Here is a 22,252-nt window from a genome sequence, read left to right as displayed (position 1 = left end):
CTAGAAGTTTAGAGGATTTTATCCGTCTTTATCTAAACTTTATCGTAGATTTTTTATAATCAATATTTTCATCCAATAGTTTTAGTAAAGGAGTTACATACTCAGGATTCGGAAACTTGGGACCGAAAATGACTTCACCGATTTGAATTGAATTTTTTCGTTCTATATAAAGTTTACCTACTCCAGAGGATTTGTCAATTTTGATTTCCTTATTACTTGGGTCTAGATTAGCATAGCGTAAGATACGAAGTTCGTTTTCATATTTGTAATCGACAGATTTAAATAAGTAGCGAATTTCTTCGATACATTCAGAGATGGCATCTTGATAATTCTTCTCCGTGATTTTTGAACCGATATCTAGTTTTTCTTTTAAACTATTCAACAATTTTTCTAATTCTTCTATTTCCGACTTCTCAAATAGTTCAGTTCGTTCTAGTTTTAAATTTTCCTCTGTATGCTTAACATAGGCAATTCGGTAGAGATAATCACTATTCCTTTTTGAATCACTATCTTTTTCTACAGAATTCGGTTCAGTTCCCTCATCATTAACAGTATCGACCGAATTTTCACTTTCACTCCGAAAGATAGATTTTTCAAAACCACTATTTAATTCAGATTTCAGTAAATACATCTTATCAGAGAATTCTAAAAAGTTTTTTTCTTGACGCCAAGAAACATCATTGAAGGAAGTAAATCTAGAAAAATCATCTTCTCGAAGTACCAGACAAACACCTTTAGCATCATCACCATACTGGGACCACATGGCCAAATCATCCGTTTTGTTTGTAAAACTCATTAAAAACCATGAGCTTGGTTCCAAAACATCTCGTCTATCTAAGCCCAATATCTGTTCTATGACGATTCCTTCTTCAGGATCATTCATATAATTAGCATTATATAAGCGAGTTTTTCCAGATACTGAAAAATCCTTCTTATCATTCCCCTCTTGATTTAACATAATTTGGAGAGTGCTTCCCTTGGTGTAGTGGCCGAATTTAAGCATCTGATTTTTATCTTCGTCTTTTAGTCCCAGTTGATACTTAATTTTTTGAACAAGTTGATAAATTGATAGCAAGTTCTTTATTTCACTCGAGTTTTCTTTATAACGCTCTGCCCATGTTTGTAAAATAGCATATTTAGTATTCTTTAAAAGACCTTCTTTTAGGATAAAATTGAATAGCTTGTACTCCTCTCTATAACAAACATTATCATCACGAAAAAATAGATCATCAAAATTTTGTAACATAAATTTTGAGAACTGTTCATAGAGTTTTTTAATTATTTTTGTTGTTTGAAGACGTTCATCTAACTCCGTTTGATGATTAAATAAGCTTGCTAATAGTATACTATATATAAAAGCAATTTCTTCGGATTTTGGAAATTTTTGCTGCAATTTTTCTAATTTCTCGACAGTATCCTCGATTTTCTTTAACTCGGTCTGCTTGATTAATAAAACAAACGAAAATCTAGCATACTGCAAAGCTATGACAGGTGACTCAAGAAATTTTTGCTGCAATTCCTGTAATTTCTCAGCAGTAGTCTCCAGTTCGTTCAATACGGTCTGCTCGAACGATAAAAGGAGCAAAGTCCTAGCAAATGCTCCTGCTATATCATGCGATTCAGGGAATTTTTGCTGCAATTTCTCTAATTTTTCAGCAGTAGTCTCTAGTTCTTTCAACACAGTCTGCTTGATTGATAAAAGGAGCAAAGTCTTAGCAAATGCTTCTGCTATATCATGCGATTCAGGGAATTTTTGCTGCAATTTCTCTAATTTTTCAGCAGTAGACTCTAGTTCCTTCAACACAGTCTGCTTGATTGATAAAAGGAGCAAAGTCTTAGCAAATGCTTCTGCTATATCATGCGATTCAGGAAATTTTTGCTGTAATCCTTGTAATTTCTCGACAGTAGCTTCGAGTTCTTTTAATACAGTCTGCTTGTCTGATAAAATGAACAAAAACCTAGCATAGTGCAAAGCTATATCATTCGATTTAGGGAATTTTTGCTGCAATTTCTCTAATTTTTCAGCAGTAGTCTCTAGTTCCCTCAATACAGTCTGCTCGAATGATAAAAGGAGCAAAGTCCCAGCTAATGCTTCCGCTATATCATTCGATTCAGGGAATTTTTGTTGCAATTTCTCTAATTTTTTAGCAGTAGTCTCCAGTTCCTTCAACACAATCTGTTTGGTTGATAAATAAAACAAAGTCTTAGCATACCGCACCGCAATGTCTTCTGATTCAGGGTATTGCTCGTAAATTATTCTTGCTTTTTCTGCTAGAGCTTCACAGGCAGTCTTATCTGTATCCTTTGCCGATAAGTCAAAGAGCTTATCTAACTCTGTTAAACTTTGCTCCAAATTGTATTTTTGTTCATCCATTCTACGTACCTCGTTTAAAATAGTAGCTATATTAGAAACTAATTTATTTTTAGTATGACAATTAGTGTCTATACATTTTATTATATCAAAAATGTCATCTTTCTACTAACAGATGGATAGTACTTTTTGTTGGTATAAGCACCAAAAAAGCCAGACTCTGTCTAGCTTTGCATTATTTATAGTTGTGATAGTTTTTAGAAAAATTAAAGGATTTTATCAGCTCTGTCCACTGTAAAGAGAGCCACAGTCATCAGAATATCGACGAGCAAGAGGGCAGCTACAGCTGGTACCCAAGAGTGGAACAGGTCAAAACTGTAACCAAAGAGGGTTGGCCCAAAGGCTGCTAGGATATAGCCTCCTGTTTGAGAAAGGCCAGATAATTGGGCAGTCTTTTCAGGGGCGCTTGTCTTGAGTGAAAAGTTGACCATGAGATAAGGGAAGAGGGCGCTGGTTGCGGTTCCGATGAGGAGATGGATGGCAAGCCAGTAAAAGAAATTACCGACTGGGAAAAAGAGCATGGAAATGCCGACCACACCAGCTAGTGAGACCAGAGTAAGCATGAGCTGACGGTTGCGAGTTGACAAGCTGGTTGTCAGGCTTGGGATGGTCATTGAAAAAGGAATGCTGATCAGCGAGAAGATAGATGTCAGCAAACCAGCTTCGTGACTGGATAGGCCTGCGTGGATAGCCATGGTAGGTAGCCAGGTCATAGCGGTGTAAAAGAGCAAGGATTGAAAACCTGCAAAGACAATCACTGCCCAGACCTGTTTATTACGCATAACCTTTGTTTTGCTTTTTTGTTTGGTTTGTGGAGCCAGTCTGTGATTATAGCGGTGATTAGGCAGCCAGACCAAAAAGGTTGCTAGGCAGAGCAGGGTGAGGAGGATGATAAGCCCTTTCCAAGAACTGGCTTGTGTAATAGGCACAGCCAGATAGGAGGCCAAAGCCGTTGCAATCCCCATAGAGGTTACATATAAGGTGGTCAGAAAACCAATCTTCTTTGGTTGATTGGCTTGGATGAGACTAGGAAGCAGCACATTGATGACTGCGATACTTGCCCCAACCATCAAGGTTCCTAGATAGAGCAGGGGCAGATTGATTAGTCGAATAAGTGAGCCAATGGTCAAGAAGAAGAGGCTGTAGGTAAAGAGATGCTCCAAGCCGATTTTCTGAGCCAGTCGGGTAGAAAAGAGTGAGAAGAGGGTAAACATGAGGAGAGGAAGGCTGGTCAAGACACCAAGTGAACTAACTTCTACCCCCAGCCCTTGCGAAATATCTCCCAAAATAATGGGTAAAACAGTAAAAGGAGTCCGCAAGGAAACACCAATCAGGATAATACCTGGAACAAAAAAGAGTGATTGCTTTTTCATATAATACCTCTTCTAGCTGATTTTAATAACAGCTTATTTTAAGGTTTTTTCACTATAATGTCAAGTAAGGTTTCTGGCTTTCAAGATAAAAATGGGAAAGTCTTGAAAATTATGATAAAATAGTGGAAGGAAATCTATACATTGGAGAAAAACTGTGTCTGAAAAGCAAAAAATCAGCGTATTGATGTCGGTCTATATCAAGGAAAATCCGACATTTTTAAAGGATGCTATTGAGAGTGTTCAAAATCAGACTCTGAAACCGAGCGAGTTGGTTCTGGTTGAGGATGGGCCTTTGACACCTGAGCTCTATCAAGTATTAGACCAGCTTGAAGCTGAGTCTGATATTCCAGTGAAACGCTATCCTCTTGAGCAGAATCAAGGTTTGGGTCTGGCTCTTCGTCAGGGTGTTTTGCAGTGTCAGTATGATATTATTGCCCGTATGGATACGGATGATATAGCAGTTCCAGACCGTTTTGAGAAACAGGTTCAGCTAATGGAGAAGGACAAGCTCGACCTATTAGGTGGACATATTGCAGAGTTTATTGACAATCCTGATGAGATTGTTTCTTACCGTCGTGTTCCAACTCAGCATGCAGATATTGTAGCTTATCAAAGGATGAGAAGTGCCTTTAACCACATGACTGTCATGTTCAAGAAGGACATGGTTCTCAAGGCAGGCAACTATGAGGATGGCCTTTATATGGAGGATGACCTCCTCTGGCTCAATATGATTGCTGCAGGAGCCAAGACTGGAAATCTGGATCAAATCTTGTGTCAGGTTCGTGTTGGAGCAGGGATGTTTGAGCGTCGTGGGGGACTGCGTTACCTTAAACTCTATCGTCAGGCTCGTCAGCGCATGCTGAACCGAGGGCAAATTTCTTACATGGAGTATGCCAAGAGTGTTGCCATTCAGATGGTTGTTGCTCTTTGTCCAGGATTTGTCCGACAGTTTATTTTTATGAAACTGTTACGAAAAAGCAAGTAAAAGATTGTAGCAAATCGTAAACTGGAGAAAAAGTGTTATAATAACAATATAAATATCCAGCTCTTTTAAGGAGGAGTAAATTTCTATGAATAAAAAACTCACAGATTATGTGATTGATCTGGTGGAAATTTTAAATAAACAACAAAAACAAGTCTTCTGGGGCATATTTGATATTTTGAGTATGGTGGTTTCCATCATTGTATCTTATATCTTATTTTACGGACTAATTAACCCAGCACCTGTTGACTACATTATCTATACGAGTTTGGCCTTCTTGTTTTATCAATTGATGATTGCATTTTGGGGCTTGAACGCTAGTATCAGTCGTTACAGCAAGATCACAGATTTTATGAAAATCTTTTTTGGTGTGACTGCCAGCAGTGTCTTGTCATATAGTATCTGCTATGCCTTCTTGCCACTCTTCTCCATCCGTTTCATCATTCTCTTTATCTTGTTGAGTACTTTCTTGATTTTATTGCCACGGATTACTTGGCAGTTAATCTACTCTAGACGCAAAAAAGGCAGTGGTGATGGAGAACACCGTCGGACCTTCTTGATCGGTGCTGGTGATGGCGGAGCCCTCTTTATGGATAGCTACCAACATCCAACCAGTGATTTGGAACTGGTCGGTATTTTGGATAAGGACGCTAAGAAAAAGGGCCAAAAACTTGGTGGAATCCCTGTTTTGGGTTCATATGATGATCTGCCGGAATTAGCCAAACGCCACCAAATCGAGCGTGTTATCGTTGCGATTCCGTCGCTTGACCCGTCAGAATATGAGCGTATCTTGCAGATGTGTAATAAGCTGGGTGTCAAGTGTTACAAGATGCCTAAGGTTGAAACCGTTGTTCAGGGACTTCACCAAGCAGCTACTGGCTTCCAAAAAATTGATATTACGGACCTTTTAGGTCGTCAGGAAATTCGTCTTGACGAATCGCGTCTGGGTACAGAACTAACTGGAAAAACAATCTTGGTTACAGGTGCTGGCGGCTCAATCGGTTCTGAAATCTGTCGCCAAGTTAGTCGTTTCAATCCTGAACGCATCGTCTTGCTTGGTCACGGTGAAAATTCAATCTACCTTGTTTATCACGAATTGATTCGTAAGTTCCAAGGGATTGATTATGTGCCAGTTATAGCAGATATTCAAGACTACGACCGTCTCTTGCAAGTATTTGAGCAGTACAAGCCAGCTATTGTTTATCATGCTGCTGCCCACAAGCACGTTCCGATGATGGAGCGCAATCCAAAAGAAGCCTTCAAAAACAATATCCGTGGAACCTACAATGTTGCTAGAGCCGTTGATGAAGCTAAGGTACCTAAGATGGTTATGATTTCGACGGATAAGGCGGTCAATCCACCCAATGTTATGGGAGCAACCAAGCGCGTGGCGGAGTTGATTGTCACTGGCTTTAACCAACGTAGCCAATCGACCTACTGTGCAGTTCGTTTTGGGAATGTTCTTGGTAGTCGTGGTAGTGTCATTCCAGTCTTTGAACGCCAGATTGCTGAAGGTGGTCCTGTAACGGTCACAGACTTCCGCATGACCCGTTACTTTATGACCATTCCAGAAGCTAGCCGTCTGGTTATCCACGCTGGTGCTTATGCCAAGGATGGAGAAGTCTTTATCCTTGATATGGGCAAACCAGTCAAGATTTATGACTTGGCCAAGAAAATGGTCCTTCTAAGTGGACACACCGAAAGCGAAATTCCAATTGTTGAAGTTGGAATCCGTCCAGGTGAAAAACTCTACGAAGAACTCTTGGTATCAACCGAACTGGTTGATAATCAAGTTATGGATAAAATTTTCGTTGGTAAGGTCAATGTCATGCCTCTAGAAGCTATCGACCAAAAAATTGAAGAGTTCCGAACTCTCAGTGGAGATGAATTGAAGCAAGCCATTATCGCCTTTGCCAATCAAACAACCCACGTTGAATAAAAAAGAAAAGCGCATATTATCAAGTTGTTCATAAGAACCTTGGTAATATGCGTTTTGTTATGTATAGATTTACTTCATTTTCTTCTGAAATGGGGTTGCCGCTCAGTCTATGTTATTGAAAATACTCTAAAACTTCTATGGGTTTGTGAGCGATATAATCAGGCTGATAGTTTAGTAGATCTGCTTGCTCTCCAAATCCCCAAGTGACAGCCAATTTCTGAATGCCTGTTTCTTGAGCTCCAAGCATATCAAACTTGGTATCTCCAATGATGATGGCTTGTTCCGGTGCTAGTTGATGTATCTGTAAGGCTTGGCGAATGACATCTGCCTTATGAGGTGCTTCAGGGCTGGAACCATAAATGCTATCAAAGAAATGATGGATCCCCAAGTTTTTTGTCATGTCTTGAGCGGTAGGGGTATTCTTTGTAGTGGTGATATAAAGAGGGTAATTGCTCGATAACTTCTCAAGCAAATCTACAATCTGAGGAAAGAGTTGAGCTTCATGGATTCCTTTTTTCTTGTAGTAAGAACGGTATATCTGGACAGCCTCAGAAATTTGTTCTTTAGGCAGGCAGGTCGCAAAACTACTTTCGAGGGGCGGTCCCATAAAACCACGAATCGTTTTGGCATCAGGACTAGGCACTCCTAACTCCTTAAAGGTATGGGTAAAGGCATTGTGAATCCCGATAGAACTATCAACGAGGGTGCCGTCCAGATCGAAAAAGATAGCTGTGATAGAGGTCATGGTTTCTCCTATTTGATAAGCTTATTCTCCGAAAATTTCTTTTTGGAGGCGACGACCAGTAGGGGTGGCAGCGAGTCCACCCTCAGCTGTTTCACGAAAGGCAGTTGGCATGCTTGCTCCCACTTGGTACATGGCATCGATCACTTCATCCACAGGAATTTTAGATTCGATACCTGCCAAGGCCATGTCTGCTGCGATAAAGGCAAAGCTGGCTCCCATGGCATTGCGTTTGACACAGGGAACTTCAACCAAACCGGCAACAGGGTCACAGATGAGGCCCAGCATATTTTTAATGACAAAGGCAATGGCCTGACTGGCCTGATAAGGTGTTCCACCAGCAGCTAGAGTCAAGGCGGCGGCACTCATAGCAGAGGCAGAGCCGACTTCGGCCTGACAGCCACCTTCAGCACCCGAGATAGAGGCGTTGTTTGCGATGACTAGTCCAAAGGCACCAGCAGCAAAGAGGAAATCCAGCTGTTGCTCGTGGCTGAGGTCTAATTTTTCAATAGCAGCAGTGAGAACGGAAGGCAGACAGCCAGCACTTCCAGCAGTCGGAGTGGCACAGACCAAGCCCATTTTGGCATTGTGCTCATTGACTGCAATGGCATTTCGGGCAGCAGAGAGAATCGTGTAATCTGACAGAGTTTTTCCGTTTTTGATGTAATGATCCAGTTTGGCAGCATCTCCACCTGTCAGGCCACTACGAGATTTATTTTCATTGAGGCCAAGTTGGACAGAGGCTTTCATGACTTCCAGATTGCGTTCCATGAGAAGGAAGACTTCTTCACGTTCGCGACCGGTCAATTCAAACTCTGTTGTAATCATGAGTTCTGCGACATTTCCTTGAAAGTCCAGATCTGCTTGCTCGACCAATTCTTTGATAGAATAAAACATGCTTCCTCCTATTTAAAGAAATTGACATTGTGGAGATGAGGGATTTTTCGAATTTCTTCGATGGCCTCATCACAGTTGCGACTGTCAACTTCGATAATCATAATGGCTTTTTCACCAGCTTTTTCACGAGTGACATTCATCTGGGCGATATTGATACCATAGCGTGAAAGTGCCTCTGTTACGAGGGCAATCATACCTGGAATATCTTGATGAACGATGATGATAGTTGGTGTATTCATATTGAGAGAGACGGCAAAGCCATTGAGTTCGGTGACCTGAATATTTCCTCCACCGATAGAAATACCAGTCACGCTGATAGTCTTGTGGGCATTTTTGACGGTAATTTTAGTGGTGTTTGGATGAGGAGCATTACTGTCTTTCTGAATGGTCCAGACAATCTTAATACCGCGCTTGTGGGCAATCTCCAGACTGTTTGGAATTTCAGGATCATCTGTATCCATGCCCAAAATGCCTGCAACAAGGGCTAGGTCTGTCCCGTGACCACGATAGGTCTTGGCAAATGAGTTAAATAGTTGGAATTCGACTTCTGTCGGAGTATCATCAAAAATGGAAGAGACAATCTTCCCAATACGAACAGCACCAGCAGTATGACTACTAGATGGGCCAATCATAACTGGTCCGATGATATCAAAGACAGATTGAAAACGAAGTGATTTCATCAGTTTCCCCTTATAAAAATTCTTATCTCTATTATATCAAAGAATGAGGGTCTTGGCTTTAATTGTAGATGAAAACCTTTCTAATACCTTAAATAGCATAAAAATAGTATCTTTTATGACAAAAAACACCTTATTTAGGGAAATAAAAAATAATTTTGTAATATTTCTACATAAAAGTGTCAAGAAACGGTAATATTTAAAGGGTATCATAGAATTATAGAAAGAAGGAGAATTTTCAAATATGAAATCAACAACTAAAAAGATTAAAACAACTCTTGCAGGAGTAGCTGCCTTGTTTGCAGTATTTGCTCCATCATTTGTATCTGCTCAAGAATCATCAACTTACACTGTTAAAGAAGGTGATACACTTTCAGAAATCGCTGAAACTCACAACACAACAGTTGAAAAATTGGCAGAAAACAACCACATCGACAACATTCATTTGATTTATGTTGGTCAAGAGTTGGTTATCGATGGTCCTGTAGCACCTGTTGCAACACCAGCGCCAGCTACTTATGAAGCTCCAGCAGCTCAAGATGAGGCTGTTTCAGCTCCAGTGGCAGAAACTACAGAGGTAGAGGAAGAAGCTCCAGTAGTAAGCGAAACAGTAGCAGAAGAAACGGTTGCTTCAACTGTAAGCGGATCTGAAGCAGAAGCTAAAGAATGGATTGCTCAAAAAGAATCAGGCGGTAGCTACACAGCTACCAACGGACGTTACATCGGACGTTACCAATTGACAGATTCATACTTGAACGGTGACTACTCAGCAGAAAACCAAGAACGTGTAGCAGATGCCTACGTTGCAGGACGTTACGGTTCATGGACAGCCGCTAAAAACTTCTGGCTTAACAATGGCTGGTATTAAGAAATAGGGAAAGAGCTTTGAATGGCTCTTTTTTCTTACATTTTGAGAAGTCTGTTCACTCTTTGTAGACAATATGTCATAATCTTCTCAAAAAAGTAGTATAATGTTTTTATAGAATATAAATAGTGGTGATTAGCATGCATGCATTATTAGCAACAAGATTAAAAAATAAGCGAAAAGAACTGGGCTGGTCGCAAAAAGAGTTGGCAGAAGGAATTTGCCAACAAACTCAGATAAGTCGAATGGAACAAGGCAAATATATGCCAGGAGCAGATTTGTTATATAAATTATCTGAAAAAATGGGCTTAAATATGGACTATTTCTTTTCAGGAGAAATTTCGAAAGAGTTTCTAGGCTTGTCTGCTTTCAAGAGGTTGTCTGAAACATTGTTGGAAAATCAAGATTATGCCTCTTTGAAATATGCTTTTGAGGGAGAAAGAAAGCAACAGACTTCCTTATCTTTTGATGAAAAGATTTATCTGGACTGGATAGATGCTATTCTAACCTATCAATGTGAACATCAATTAAAACTAGCTATTTCAAAAATAGAGGACATCCTCAGTAGGATTAGTATTGATAAAGTGGATTATTTGTATATTTTGAATACCCTGCTGATTTTCTTAGGCTATGATGAGGATAAGGAGAAATTTGAACAACTATATGATCAGGTTTCCGTAGCCCTTTCAAAAATCGATACCAGTGTGCGTGAACAAATTGAGTTGTATATCAAAATAAAATACAATTATTGTTACCACCTTTGGAAACAGGAGGAGATGGACAAGTCCAGAGCCCTATTATTGGAGATAATTGAATTTTGTAACAAATATCATAGTAGCTTTAGGTTAGCAGATTTATATTGTTTGTTGGGAAATGTAACAGAAAATCTTGATATTTCTGTTGCTAAGGACTATTATATGAAAGCTAAGGTGCTCTATCTAATTGAAAATAATGAAGTTATGGCACTCAAGGTAGAACAATATCTGATGGATAAGCAGTCAGAGAATGTATAAGGATAGCAGAAGCTATCTTTTTTATGTGTAGAATATAACTATCATTCTTTTTTAAAAAAATATATTGATTTTGCTTCAGGAGCCTTGACAATTGATGTATTTTATTTTATAATAATAATATAGATGAAAGAAGGTGACGAGATGGGGAAATTAAAATTCGGATATTTGAAAACGCTGTCTGTATTGATTGTTGTGCTATTTCTACTGAGTAATAGTCGGAGTTTTATTAGTACTACTCTAGTTGCTCAAGGTATTGATACAGGAGCGTACTATTCTCCTAGTTAAGAGTAAATCCGTTGTTTAAAATGAAATAAGATAGAAGGAAGGTGAGTCCAATGAGCTATGATTTTTGAAAATGAATGAATTTATCTGTTTCTATGAAACAGTCGAAGATATAGAGAATGCGAGGAAAACATCATGAAAAAAATGTTCAAACATACAATTCTTTTTACTACATTATTCACTGTAGTTTCTAGTAATTTACCTGCAGTTACAGTCTTGGCCAATGAACATAATACGGATCAACATTTAGCTACTACTCAAGTTACCCCAAAACAAATGTCTGAACGAGAAAAAGAATTATTTATTGAAGAAGTAAAACAGAATCACCCAACAGTTTCAGAATCATTTATTCGTGAGGCATTAGAAAGACAACTAGTTGGTGATTATTCTATCCCTCGAGAAAGCCCTATAATGTTTCGTTCAGCATGGCAGGGAGTTACAGTAGACCAAATGGGAGCCTTGCTTGATGTAGCTTTGGGAACATTATTAGGTGCAGGAGTTGGAGGGCTTACAGCAGCTATTACTAAAGTCGGAAAACATGAAGCAAAAACTCAATTGAAAAAAGTATTACTTAAATATGGTTTATTAAGCGGTATTATCAGTGATAAAGTGTTAGATTATGCTTTAAATTTAACATCCCCAGGCTACCATATTGCTAACTATTGGGATAATCACGATAAATATCCTGGTAACGGTAGAATAAATTTTGAATGGTAATTCTTATGAAAAATAAAATTTTAATCATTGTCTATCTTTTAACCTCGCTGTTCATCAGTTTTGTAATCTTTTCAATTTTACATATTGATTTTAAATGGTGGACAACTTTGGCTATAAGTGCAGGATTTATTTACACCTACTTAAAATTTAGTAAAAAATAAAAAGAGGTTGCACTGACTAAAGAAAATTAGAATATATATTAGAGGTAAACAGATAGTCGTAGGGAAATTAAGAGTTCTATTGATGAGCCTGGATTTTCTTATAACGTTATCTAACAAACTGACCTATGAAACTTCAAAAATTTAAAAACCACACGGTATTCCTTTCAACTTGATTATGTTCAAGATTGGGGTTACAGTGTGGTTTTATTTAGAAGTTAGTTTTTTCTAATCTCTTTTTATATTTCCTTCGGTTGATAATAGGTTTCTACTTCTTTTTTGAGATGAGACAGCATAGAAGTTTCCTCGGTCAGCTCCAGAAGTGAGAAACCTTTTTGGATAAGTCTAGCGTCATCCCTACAAATCCCGATGCGGACATAGCAGATAGCAAGCCTATCGTAGCTTTTCTTTTTCTTGGCATCCTCTAGTAAAGTATAGCAGATTTGTTGACACATGTTTTTGTCTTGATGGTATAAGTAAATGGTGGACAGATTGAGTAGGATTGCCATTCGTAAGTCATATAAATGTTGATAGTTTTTATAGACTTCCAAGCGTTGCAAGATTTTTCCAGTAATGAGATGGAGGTGATCAATGGGAAAGCTGAAAAGGATGGTATTGAGGATTTTTAGGTCATTTTCATACCATGTATCTTGTTTTTCAATTTTTTCCCAAAGTTTTTTGACAGTCTGTTTCACTTGGTCTGACAGTTGCTCTGTACCATGTTGACGGATATGAATGACAATTTCCAGCATATCCCTTATTTCTTCTATAGGCAGGTCGTGGTGGGTCTTGAGATAGTCTTGGCATGTTTCAAAAAAATCAACTAGACTATTACTACCAATGATGGAAGTCATATTGAGATAAGTTTGCATGATTTCTGTTCGTTGGCTCGGTTGATAGAGATGGCAGATGTAGTCAAACTCTTCAAAACTCATATTGATTTGCCGGAGAAGAAATTCCATGTTTTCATATTTGGGAGTTGCTTTGCCACTTTCAATCTTTGATAGGCTAGTTCTTGAGAGGACATTTCCACAGACCTCTTCTTGAGTCAAGCCTTTTGACTCACGTATTTCTTTATAGATATTTCCGAAATCATAACGCATAATTTTCTCCTTTTCGTGAAAAAAGTTAACAAATAATAAAATCCAATTAAAAATATTGTATCATAGTAATATAAAAAGTAAAGAAGAAAGCTAAAATAAGTTTGGTGTAATTTTAAGATGGGGTTAATGAGTACTATGATGTAACTAGAAAAGGGGTGGAAAAATGTTTAAAAATAAGGAACTTTTTCGAGTAGTCATGATATTTGTGATAGGAATTATCCTCATTTTAATGACACCCGTCTTATTTAAGGTTATGATGGACCTATTTTCAAAATAAACACGACTCTGCTTTAGGTAGAGTAGTGAATCAGGAGGTTAAGTGATGAACTACAATTTAAAATATCTCTTATCAGGAATATTTATTATAGTCTTTATCGGTTTCCTAGTCTGGATGCGTTATGTTAATCAGAGGAAGGAAGAAGAGCATTCGGATGTGTCTTTTGAAACGAGGTTAGATAGTGAAGTCAAGAACTTGTATAAACAATTAGTATTGGGTGAGGAACCTCACTATTTCTTAGCTTATCGCTACTTACACCCTTGGTTTAATCTAGCGATTTTACCACCAACAGTTGAAATTTTCTTAACTAAAATAGCGCTGGTGATGGTGACTCCAGATGAACTACTGATAAGAAATCTTGGGAATGGGATGACTTTCACAAGTGAGCATCATCGTGATTTGCGGCAAGGACTTATCCGCATTCCAAAATCAGAGATGAAAGAATTTGAGATTCGTAACTGGAAAAAATTTTTTGTATTTGGCGATTTTTTGACAATTAAAACAAGCCAACATAGCTATTATTTACAGGTTAGAGATGATGGACTTCAAAAAGGAAGTCTTTCTACCAAACATTTCTCCGACTTGAAACGACAAGATTTTCTCGGGTTATTGACAGATAAAAGAACATTCTGATAGACGATTGCCCTAGGGTTTATTGTAAATTTTACAAATGAGCTGTAAACACTAGAATCCATTCAGAAAGGCAATTCCTATGAAAAATAAAATTTTAATCATTGTTTATATTTTAGCCTCGCTAATCATCAGTTTTATAGTCTTTTCACTTTTGCATATTGATTTTAAATGGTGGACAACTTTGGCTATAAGTGCAGGATTTATTTACACCTATTTAAAATTTAGTAAAAAATAAAAAGTACCTGCACCTATCTCGCTTTCGTCTCTTCACGGGAGGTATTTCTATGAAAAAAATCAGTCATCTTTGTATGCTCCTGCTCTTGCTGTGTACTACGTTTTTTGTCCTGAATGTAAATGTTACACGTGAAATAGTGCGGATTCAGGATATGGGCAAGACAACTTATTCATTTGACTTGTACTTGAAAGATGTCACTAAACCGACAGAAACTATTCTCCAATTTTTTGAAGAGGTTGCAAGTCAAGACAAGGTCTCTATTATCAAAGTAGATAATGGCGATGAGGCCGTCAAGGCTGGTGTTTTTAATAAGGAAACCTTCCCTTATCAGGAGTTCGGTCTGACTTCTCTTGATTTTTCAAAGAATGAGAAGGGAGTCTACAGTAACCAGAACCTTCCCAATAATCTAGGAACCATTCCCACCTTTTTAAAGGTGAAACTCATTCGACTCCAGACCTTCCAATCCTATATTGAGGATAAATCCCATACTGTAAATGGGCGCTACATGATTACCTCCAGCAAAGAGATAGATCGTGATACCATTCTACAAAAGTGGAGTGATTTTTTCCAGATAGATAAGACGATTTTATTAGAACCCACTTACCGAAGTCAGGTTGGAGTGCTAAATCAAGAGTTGTTACTATCTATCATTATCTTTATCTTGGCAATCTTGCTTGTGATTTTAATGACAGTTTATCAGCCGATGATGGAGATGAAACGAGTGGGGGTTCAAAAGTTACTTGGTTTTCAAAGCAGAGCGATTTTAGCTGGTTTTGTAAAGACTAATTTTTATCTTCTCTTGGGTGGAAGTCTTATCATTGACTTGGGACTATTTTTAGTGCTGGACTACAGACCAAAACTTTTGTTCCCAAGTTTACTCTTATCCCAATTTCTGCTTTTACAGTTGTATTTGTTCATCAGTTGGCTGACCTACCTGATGATTCAGAAAATGACAGTCAGCTCCATGTTGAAAGGTTTTTCATCTGTCAAACTTGGTCTCATCTTCAATTATGTGATGAAAATAGGGACAACTATTTTACTGACGGCCTTACTGATTGGGGTGGGCAGAAGTTTAGAACAAGAAAACAAAGAACTTGCTTATCAGCAACAGTGGGTAAGCCAAGGTAATTACCTGACCTTAGAAACCTTCAAACTCAATGATAATCTGTGGCAAGAAGAGCTAGCAGGGTCAGGGAAATCTACAGATTATTTCTATCGATTTTATCAGGATTTGGTAGAAAAAACGCAGGCGGGCTATGTGCAGAGTAGCAGTCTTCCTGTAAAAAATTTTGTCCAATCAGAACAGATTCAGCAATATCAGTTAACAGATACGGTGGATGTTTACTATGCCAATCGCAATTTTCTAAAGAGCAAGGGATTCAAGCTACCAGATACCGGTATTAAAAAAGTTATTTTGATGCCAGCAAGTACGAAAGGTGAAGAAGATAAAAATCAGCTCTTGGGGAAGTTAATTGCCTTTCATTCGATGAAGTATGAAGAGCAGCAAAAACGAACGATAGAGGAGATGGATGTCGAGATTGCCTATTATGAAGGAGATTGGTCATTTTTCCCATATAGTGATAAGCGAAAGGAAAATCTCTCCAATCCAATTATTAGCTTGGTCAATGATTCTGATATGATGTGGGATGAGAAAGCCTCCCTGTCAACAACTGGCTTAAATAATCCGATTAAAATTGAAAATACGGTTCAACATCAAAAAGAGATTACAGAGTTAGTTGAGAAATTGTCAGATGGAAATTATTTAAAATTTTCATCGATTCAAGCCATTCAAGAGGGGATAGTTGATACCTATCGGGATTCTGTTCGTAATTTTAACGTTCTATTTGCCTTATTTGCTCTTCTCAGTATGATTGTCTCCTACTTTTTACTCGTTACTACTTTCTTGTTGAAGCGCAGGGATATCATTACCAAGAAGTTTATGGGGTGGAAACTGGTCGATCGCTACCGTCCTCTCTTAGTTCTGCTCTTGCTGGGCTATAGTCTCCCTCTTCTAGTCTTGATTTTCTTTGCCCATGCGCTCCTGCCACTCCTGCTGTTTGCAGGTTTTACATGTTTGGATATACTATTTGTGCTAGTCTTGGCTTCTAGGATGGAGAAAAGAAGTCTAGTAGAATTATTGAAAGGGGGCATCTTATGATTGAGTTGGAAAATATTACCAAAACCATTGGAGGAAAAGTGATTTTGGATCACTTGTCTCTTAGGATTGATCAGGGGGATTTGGTAGCCATTGTTGGCAAGAGTGGTAGTGGTAAGTCGACCTTGTTAAATTTATTAGGTTTGATAGATGGTGATTATGGCGGACGGTATGAGATTTTTGGTCAGACAAATCTAGCGGTCAATTCTACCAAGTCGCAAACAATAATCCGTGAACATGTCTCTTATCTGTTTCAAAATTTTGCCCTGATTGATGATGAAACGGTCGAGTACAATCTCATGCTGGCGCTGAAATATGTGAAATTGTCTAAGAAAGACAAGCTCAAAAAGGTGGAAGAGATTTTAGAGAGAGTAGGTTTGTCAGCTACTTTGCATCAAAAGGTCTCCGAGTTGTCTGGTGGCGAACAACAACGAATTGCAGTTGCTAGAGCAATCTTAAAACCCAGCCAGCTGATTTTAGCCGATGAACCAACAGGTTCTCTGGATCCTGAAAATAGAGATTTGGTCTTGAAGTTTCTCTTAGAGATGAATCGCGAGGGGAAAACAGTCATTATCGTGACCCACGATGCTTATGTAGCCCAACAATGTCATCGGATCATTGAATTGGGCGAGGGGAAATGAGTTCGTTCAGCTCCTTTTGACTGACTGAATACTCATGTTTTTCAGAGAGAAATAGCATAAATACGCCTAGGAATGACATTTTTATGTAATTTTCCTAGGTTTTTCTGTTTTAAATTGAAAAAAATTACAATTTAGGCTTGACAAAGGATGAAGATAGGTGTATTATTTATACAAACAAAAGGAATAAACATAAAGGAGGCTTTGTTATGAATAAGATGAAGAAGGTGTTGATGACGATGTTTGGTTTAGTGATGCTCCCCCTACTATTTGCTTGTAGTAACAATCAATCGGCTGGAATTGAAGCCATCAAGTCCAAAGGAAAATTGGTTGTAGCCCTCAATCCAGATTTTGCTCCATTTGAATACCAAAAAGTGGTTGATGGGAAAAATCAGATTGTGGGTTCAGATATCGAATTAGCCAAGGCTATCGCAACAGAACTAGGTGTCGAATTGGAACTATCTCCCATGAGTTTTGACAATGTACTGGCTAGTGTTCAATCAGGAAAAGCCGATCTTGCCATATCTGGTGTTTCTAAGACAGATGAACGGAGTAAGGTGTTCGATTTTTCAACTCCCTACTATACTTCAAAAAATAAGCTCATTGTCAAAAAATCTGATTTAGCCACTTATCAGTCTGTCAACGACTTGGCGCAGAAAAAGGTCGGAGCGCAGAAAGGTTCGATTCAAGAGACGATGGCGAAAGATTTGCTACAAAATTCTTCCCTCGTATTTCTGCCTAAAAATGGGAATTTAATCACAGATTTAAAATCAGGACAAGTGGATGCCGTTATTTTTGAAGAACCAGTTGCCAAGGGATTTGTGGAAAATAATCCTGATTTAGCAATCGCAGACCTCAATTTTGAAAAAGAGCAAGATGATTCCTACGCGGTCGCCATGAAAAAAGATAGCAAGGAATTGAAAGAGGCAATCGATAAAACCATTCAAAAGTTGAAGGATTCTGGGGAATTAGACAAACTCATTGAGGATGCCTTTAAAGCGTCCATTGAAAAATAGAAAGAAGGAAAAGAACATGAGTAAAGAAAAAGTAATTTTGGCCTATTCTGGCGGTTTGGATACATCAGTTGCTATTACCTGGCTAAAGAAAGACTATGATGTTGTTGCAGTTTGTATGGATGTGGGTGAAGGGAAAGACTTAGATTTCATCCATGATAAGGCTCTTAAGGTTGGGGCAGTCGAATCTTATGTCATTGATGTTAAGGACGAATTTGCTACAGATTATGTGCTAGTGGCTCTCCAGTCACATGCCTACTATGAACAAAAGTACCCCTTGGTATCTGCCTTGAGCCGCCCTCTTATTTCTAAAAAATTGGTTGAAATAGCGCATCAGACAGGAGCGACTACCATTGCTCATGGTTGTACAGGTAAGGGGAATGACCAAGTACGTTTTGAAGTATCGATTGCAGCCTTGGATCCCAATTTAAAAGTGATTGCGCCAGTTCGTGAATGGAAATGGTCTCGGGAGGAAGAAATTCATTATGCCAAGGAAAATGGGGTGCCTGTTCCTGCTGATCTTGACAATCCCTACTCTGTTGACCAAAATCTTTGGGGACGTGCCAATGAGTGTGGTATTTTGGAAAATCCATGGAATCAGGCTCCAGAAGAAGCCTTTGGCATCACAACTTCTCCAGAGCAAGCTCCAGATACGCCAGAATACATTGAGATTGAGTTTAGTGAAGGTGTCCCTGTTTCCCTCAATGGAGAAGGGCTAAAATTGGCAGATTTGATTCAAAAACTCAATGAAATAGCTGGAAAACATGGGGTCGGACGGATTGACCACGTGGAAAATCGCTTGGTTGGGATTAAATCAAGAGAGATCTATGAGTGTCCAGGTGCAGTGACCTTGCTGACAGCTCATAAGGAAATTGAGGATTTGACGCTTGTGAGAGAAGTGGCTCATTTTAAACCAATCATAGAAAATGAATTATCAAATCTCATTTATAATGCTTTGTGGTTTAGTCCGGCTACACAAGCCTTGATTGCTTATATTAAAGAAACTCAAAAAGTTGTCAATGGGACTGCAAAAGTCAAACTCTATAAGGGAAGTGCTCAGGTCGTGGCTCGGAAATCACCAAATTCTCTTTACGATGAAAATTTGGCGACGTATACCAGTGCAGATACCTTTGACCAAGATGCAGCTGTTGGCTTTATTAAGTTGTGGGGACTTCCAACCAAGGTTCATTCTGAGGTTCAAAAAAGCGCCAAATAGGACGATTGACTAGAGAGGTGGATGTGATATGGCTAAGAATACAAAATTATGGGGTGGTCGCTTTGAAGGTACTGTCGAAGACTGGGTAGAGCGCTTTGGTGCGAGTATATCTTTTGACCAGAAATTAGCTAAATTTGACTTGATTGGTTCTTTAGCCCACGTTCAGATGTTGGGTCAGACGGGCATTTTGAGTTTGAAGGAGTCAGAAAAGATTCAAGAAGGGTTGAAAGAGCTTTTAGAAGAGCTAGAGGCAGGCCAACTTGACTTTGATATCGCAAACGAAGATATTCATATGAATATGGAAGTGTTGCTGACAGAAAAAATTGGTCCCCTTGCAGGGAAGTTACATACAGCTCGTTCTCGAAATGACCAAGTTGCGACAGATATGCACTTGTATCTCAAGGAACAACTAGGCCATGTCCTAGATAAACTGGCTCATCTCAAGGGTGTTTTATTAGACTTGGCGGAAAATCATGTAGAGACGATCATGCCGGGCTATACCCATCTGCAACATGCCCAGCCTATTAGTTTTGCCCACCACCTGATGGCTTACTACAATATGTTTCAAAGAGACAGTGAACGTTTTGAATTTAACCAGAAGCATACAGACTTATGCCCTCTAGGTGCGGCAGCTTTGGCAGGAACGACTTTCCCCATTGATCGCCAATTGTCTAGCGATTTGCTGGAGTTTAAGCAACCTTATACAAATTCTTTGGATGCTGTTAGTGACCGCGATTTTATCTTAGAATTTCTATCCAATGCCAGCATACTCATGATGCACATGAGCCGTTTTTGCGAAGAAATGATCAATTGGTGTAGTTTTGAGTACCAATTCATTACCTTGTCAGATACGTTTACAACAGGTTCCTCTATTATGCCACAAAAGAAAAATCCAGATATGGCTGAGTTGATTCGAGGAAAGACTGGTAGAGTTTATGGGAATCTGTTTGGACTATTGACAGTCATGAAATCCTTGCCCTTAGCTTATAATAAGGATTTGCAAGAGGATAAGGAAGGGATGTTTGACACGGTCGAAACGATTTTAAATTCCCTTGATGTATTGGCAGGTATGTTGTCCAGCTTGCAGGTAAACAAGGAAAAAATGCAAGAGTCTACAGAGAAGGACTTTTCAAATGCAACTGAGTTGGCAGATTATTTGGCAGGGAAAGGCTTGCCATTTAGAGAAGCTCATGAGGTTGTGGGAAGATTAGTGCTAGACTCTATCAAGTCTGCTAAAAATATTCAAGATTGGAGTCTGGAGGAATTACAAACCTATCATTCCCTCATTGCCGAGGATATTTATGTCTACTTGCAACCTAAAACTGCTGTTCAAAGACGAAATTCCTTGGGAGGTACAGGATTTGACCAAGTGAAATACCAGATTGCAGTTGCTAAGAAAGCGAATGAAGCTAGAAAGTGATAGATTGATAGTTTCAGAATAAGAGGTTGGCAGATTGACAGCCTCTTTCTTGTCTTCTCTAACCAAGCGTGTTATAATGAATACTGCTCAAGCGACCTTCAATCGTTAAGCACACACGACCTTCAATCGTGAACTAGTCATTTCGTTTATCTTTTATTACGTCGTTAACTCGAAATGAGATGCAAGCTGAGCTTGTCTGATTTATAACCTCAATCAGTCTCCCAGACTGATTGAGCGAACTCAAGTTATGCCTGCGACTCGTTGCCTAGTCCTAAAAGCAAACGAAAAGACTATACTCGAAGAAATTCTATTGAAAGTCATAGTAAATAGAATTTTGAGGGGTATAAATAAACGAATAGATGGGAGACTTACCATGAGTGATAGCTCTAAAACACGTGTTGTTGTGGGGATGAGTGGTGGTGTTGATTCGTCGGTGACGGCTCTTTTGCTCAAGGAGCAGGGCTACGATGTGATCGGTATCTTCATGAAGAACTGGGATGACACAGATGAAAACGGCGTCTGTACGGCGACCGAAGATTACAAGGATGTGGCTGCGGTGGCAGACCAGATTGGTATTCCTTACTACTCTGTCAACTTTGAAAAAGAGTACTGGGACCGCGTTTTTGAGTATTTCCTAGCGGAATACCGTGCGGGACGCACGCCAAATCCAGATGTTATGTGTAACAAGGAAATCAAGTTCAAGGCCTTTTTGGACTATGCCATGACCTTGGGGGCAGACTATGTAGCGACTGGGCATTATGCTAGAGTAGCGCGTGATGAGGATGGCACTGTTCACATGCTTCGTGGTGTGGACAATGGCAAAGATCAGACCTATTTCCTTAGCCAGCTTTCGCAAGAACAACTTCAAAAAACCATGTTCCCTTTGGGGCATTTGGAAAAGCCTGAAGTTCGCAGACTAGCAGAAGAAGCAGGACTTGCGACTGCCAAGAAGAAAGACTCGACAGGGATTTGCTTTATCGGAGAAAAGAACTTTAAAAACTTCCTCAGCAACTACCTACCAGCTCAGCCTGGTCGCATGATGACTGTGGATGGTCGCGATATGGGCGAGCATGCAGGTCTTATGTATTATACGATTGGTCAGCGTGGAGGTCTCGGTATCGGTGGACAACACGGCGGTGACAATGCTCCTTGGTTCGTTGTCGGAAAAGACCTAAGCAAGAATATCCTCTATGTCGGCCAAGGTTTCTATCATGATTCGCTTATGTCAACCAGCCTAGAGGCTAGTCAAGTCCACTTTACTCGTGAGATGCCAGAGGAATTTACGCTAGAATGCACAGCAAAATTCCGCTACCGTCAGCCTGATTCTAAGGTGACCGTCTATGTCAAAGGAGATAAGGCAGAGGTTATCTTTGCAGAACCGCAACGCGCCATCACACCAGGACAGGCAGTTGTCTTTTACGATGGCGATGAGTGTCTAGGTGGTGGCTTGATTGACAATGCTTACCGCGATGGACAAGTTTGTCAGTACATTTAGATTGACAAATTTTCTCAATTTGCTACAATAATAGAAGCAATAGAAATGATG

General features: G+C 39.2%; 18 protein-coding genes. 12 read left to right on the top strand and 6 right to left on the bottom strand.

Annotation, left to right across the window (positions count from 1 at the left end; translation table 11 throughout):
- Nucleotides 1–28: 28 nt before the first annotated feature.
- Both HWX15_RS09880 and HWX15_RS04275 read right to left on the bottom strand, forming a co-directional pair.
- Nucleotides 29–2,374, bottom strand: a complete 2,346-nt coding sequence (locus HWX15_RS09880; protein WP_254867337.1) for a sbcc family protein — start codon at nucleotides 2,372–2,374, stop codon at nucleotides 29–31.
- Between the two features lie 203 nt (nucleotides 2,375–2,577).
- Nucleotides 2,578–3,744 (bottom strand): CynX/NimT family MFS transporter, encoded by a 1,167-nt coding sequence (locus HWX15_RS04275; protein WP_175880371.1) that lies wholly within the window; start codon nucleotides 3,742–3,744, stop codon nucleotides 2,578–2,580.
- 154 nt (nucleotides 3,745–3,898) lie between these two features.
- Here HWX15_RS04275 and HWX15_RS04270 point away from each other — a divergent pair, with 154 nt between their 5' ends.
- Both HWX15_RS04270 and HWX15_RS04265 read left to right on the top strand, forming a co-directional pair.
- Nucleotides 3,899–4,729: a glycosyltransferase gene (locus HWX15_RS04270; RefSeq protein ID WP_173307362.1), complete on the top strand. Its 831-nt coding sequence runs from the start codon at nucleotides 3,899–3,901 to the stop codon at nucleotides 4,727–4,729.
- Between the two features lie 85 nt (nucleotides 4,730–4,814).
- Nucleotides 4,815–6,665 (top strand): polysaccharide biosynthesis protein, encoded by a 1,851-nt coding sequence (locus HWX15_RS04265; RefSeq protein ID WP_175880370.1) that lies wholly within the window; start codon nucleotides 4,815–4,817, stop codon nucleotides 6,663–6,665.
- Nucleotides 6,666–6,777: 112 nt separating this feature from the next.
- Here the strand turns inward: HWX15_RS04265 and HWX15_RS04260 are convergent, their stop codons facing one another.
- Genes HWX15_RS04260 through sdaAB form a run of 3 tightly spaced genes read right to left on the bottom strand, consistent with a single transcriptional unit; the run spans nucleotide 6,778 to nucleotide 8,984 of the window.
- Nucleotides 6,778–7,410 (bottom strand): HAD family hydrolase, encoded by a 633-nt coding sequence (locus HWX15_RS04260; protein ID WP_175880369.1) that lies wholly within the window; start codon nucleotides 7,408–7,410, stop codon nucleotides 6,778–6,780.
- A 21-nt stretch (nucleotides 7,411–7,431) separates the two neighbouring features.
- Nucleotides 7,432–8,304, bottom strand: a complete 873-nt coding sequence (gene sdaAA, locus HWX15_RS04255; protein WP_000500041.1) for an L-serine ammonia-lyase, iron-sulfur-dependent, subunit alpha — start codon at nucleotides 8,302–8,304, stop codon at nucleotides 7,432–7,434.
- Between the two features lie 8 nt (nucleotides 8,305–8,312).
- Nucleotides 8,313–8,984 (bottom strand): L-serine ammonia-lyase, iron-sulfur-dependent subunit beta, encoded by a 672-nt coding sequence (sdaAB, locus tag HWX15_RS04250; RefSeq protein ID WP_000838912.1) that lies wholly within the window; start codon nucleotides 8,982–8,984, stop codon nucleotides 8,313–8,315.
- A gap of 241 nt (nucleotides 8,985–9,225) precedes the next feature.
- Here sdaAB and apf point away from each other — a divergent pair, with 241 nt between their 5' ends.
- From apf to HWX15_RS04235, 3 genes are all read left to right on the top strand, one after another.
- Nucleotides 9,226–9,849 carry an aggregation-promoting factor gene (gene apf, locus HWX15_RS04245; protein WP_175880368.1) on the top strand — a complete coding sequence of 208 codons (624 nt, stop codon included), beginning with the start codon at nucleotides 9,226–9,228 and terminating at the stop codon, nucleotides 9,847–9,849.
- A 137-nt stretch (nucleotides 9,850–9,986) separates the two neighbouring features.
- Nucleotides 9,987–10,859 carry a helix-turn-helix domain-containing protein gene (locus HWX15_RS04240; RefSeq protein WP_173307358.1) on the top strand — a complete coding sequence of 291 codons (873 nt, stop codon included), beginning with the start codon at nucleotides 9,987–9,989 and terminating at the stop codon, nucleotides 10,857–10,859.
- Between the two features lie 417 nt (nucleotides 10,860–11,276).
- On the top strand, nucleotides 11,277–11,858 hold the full coding sequence (locus tag HWX15_RS04235; RefSeq protein WP_050252532.1) for a hypothetical protein: 582 nt from the start codon (nucleotides 11,277–11,279) through the stop codon (nucleotides 11,856–11,858).
- Between the two features lie 397 nt (nucleotides 11,859–12,255).
- Here the strand turns inward: HWX15_RS04235 and HWX15_RS04230 are convergent, their stop codons facing one another.
- A complete protein-coding gene (locus HWX15_RS04230) occupies nucleotides 12,256–13,119 on the bottom strand; it encodes a helix-turn-helix domain-containing protein (protein ID WP_175880367.1) in 864 nt (287 codons plus the stop codon).
- Between the two features lie 322 nt (nucleotides 13,120–13,441).
- On the opposite strand from HWX15_RS04230, the gene HWX15_RS04225 reads away from it, so the two are divergent.
- From HWX15_RS04225 to mnmA, 7 genes are all read left to right on the top strand, one after another.
- Nucleotides 13,442–14,029 carry a hypothetical protein gene (locus tag HWX15_RS04225; RefSeq protein WP_175880366.1) on the top strand — a complete coding sequence of 196 codons (588 nt, stop codon included), beginning with the start codon at nucleotides 13,442–13,444 and terminating at the stop codon, nucleotides 14,027–14,029.
- A gap of 284 nt (nucleotides 14,030–14,313) precedes the next feature.
- Nucleotides 14,314–16,422 carry a bacteriocin-associated integral membrane family protein gene (locus HWX15_RS04220; protein WP_175880365.1) on the top strand — a complete coding sequence of 703 codons (2,109 nt, stop codon included), beginning with the start codon at nucleotides 14,314–14,316 and terminating at the stop codon, nucleotides 16,420–16,422.
- Nucleotides 16,419–17,060: an ABC transporter ATP-binding protein gene (locus tag HWX15_RS04215; protein ID WP_175880364.1), complete on the top strand. Its 642-nt coding sequence runs from the start codon at nucleotides 16,419–16,421 to the stop codon at nucleotides 17,058–17,060. Before HWX15_RS04220 ends, HWX15_RS04215 begins: the two co-directional genes overlap by 4 nt.
- Nucleotides 17,061–17,266: 206 nt before the next feature.
- Nucleotides 17,267–18,073, top strand: coding sequence for an ABC transporter substrate-binding protein (locus tag HWX15_RS04210; RefSeq protein ID WP_175880363.1), 807 nt, complete (start codon nucleotides 17,267–17,269; stop codon nucleotides 18,071–18,073).
- Between the two features lie 16 nt (nucleotides 18,074–18,089).
- Nucleotides 18,090–19,286, top strand: coding sequence for an argininosuccinate synthase (locus HWX15_RS04205; protein ID WP_004242043.1), 1,197 nt, complete (start codon nucleotides 18,090–18,092; stop codon nucleotides 19,284–19,286).
- A 28-nt stretch (nucleotides 19,287–19,314) separates the two neighbouring features.
- Nucleotides 19,315–20,706 (top strand): argininosuccinate lyase, encoded by a 1,392-nt coding sequence (argH, locus tag HWX15_RS04200; protein ID WP_175880362.1) that lies wholly within the window; start codon nucleotides 19,315–19,317, stop codon nucleotides 20,704–20,706.
- A gap of 373 nt (nucleotides 20,707–21,079) precedes the next feature.
- Nucleotides 21,080–22,201, top strand: coding sequence for a tRNA 2-thiouridine(34) synthase MnmA (gene mnmA, locus HWX15_RS04195; RefSeq protein ID WP_175880361.1), 1,122 nt, complete (start codon nucleotides 21,080–21,082; stop codon nucleotides 22,199–22,201).
- Nucleotides 22,202–22,252: the final 51 nt, after the last annotated feature.

This window comes from Streptococcus thalassemiae, from assembly GCF_903645285.1.
Taxonomy (GTDB): domain Bacteria; phylum Bacillota; class Bacilli; order Lactobacillales; family Streptococcaceae; genus Streptococcus; species Streptococcus thalassemiae.
This window is presented reverse-complemented; position numbering and strand designations above follow the sequence as displayed.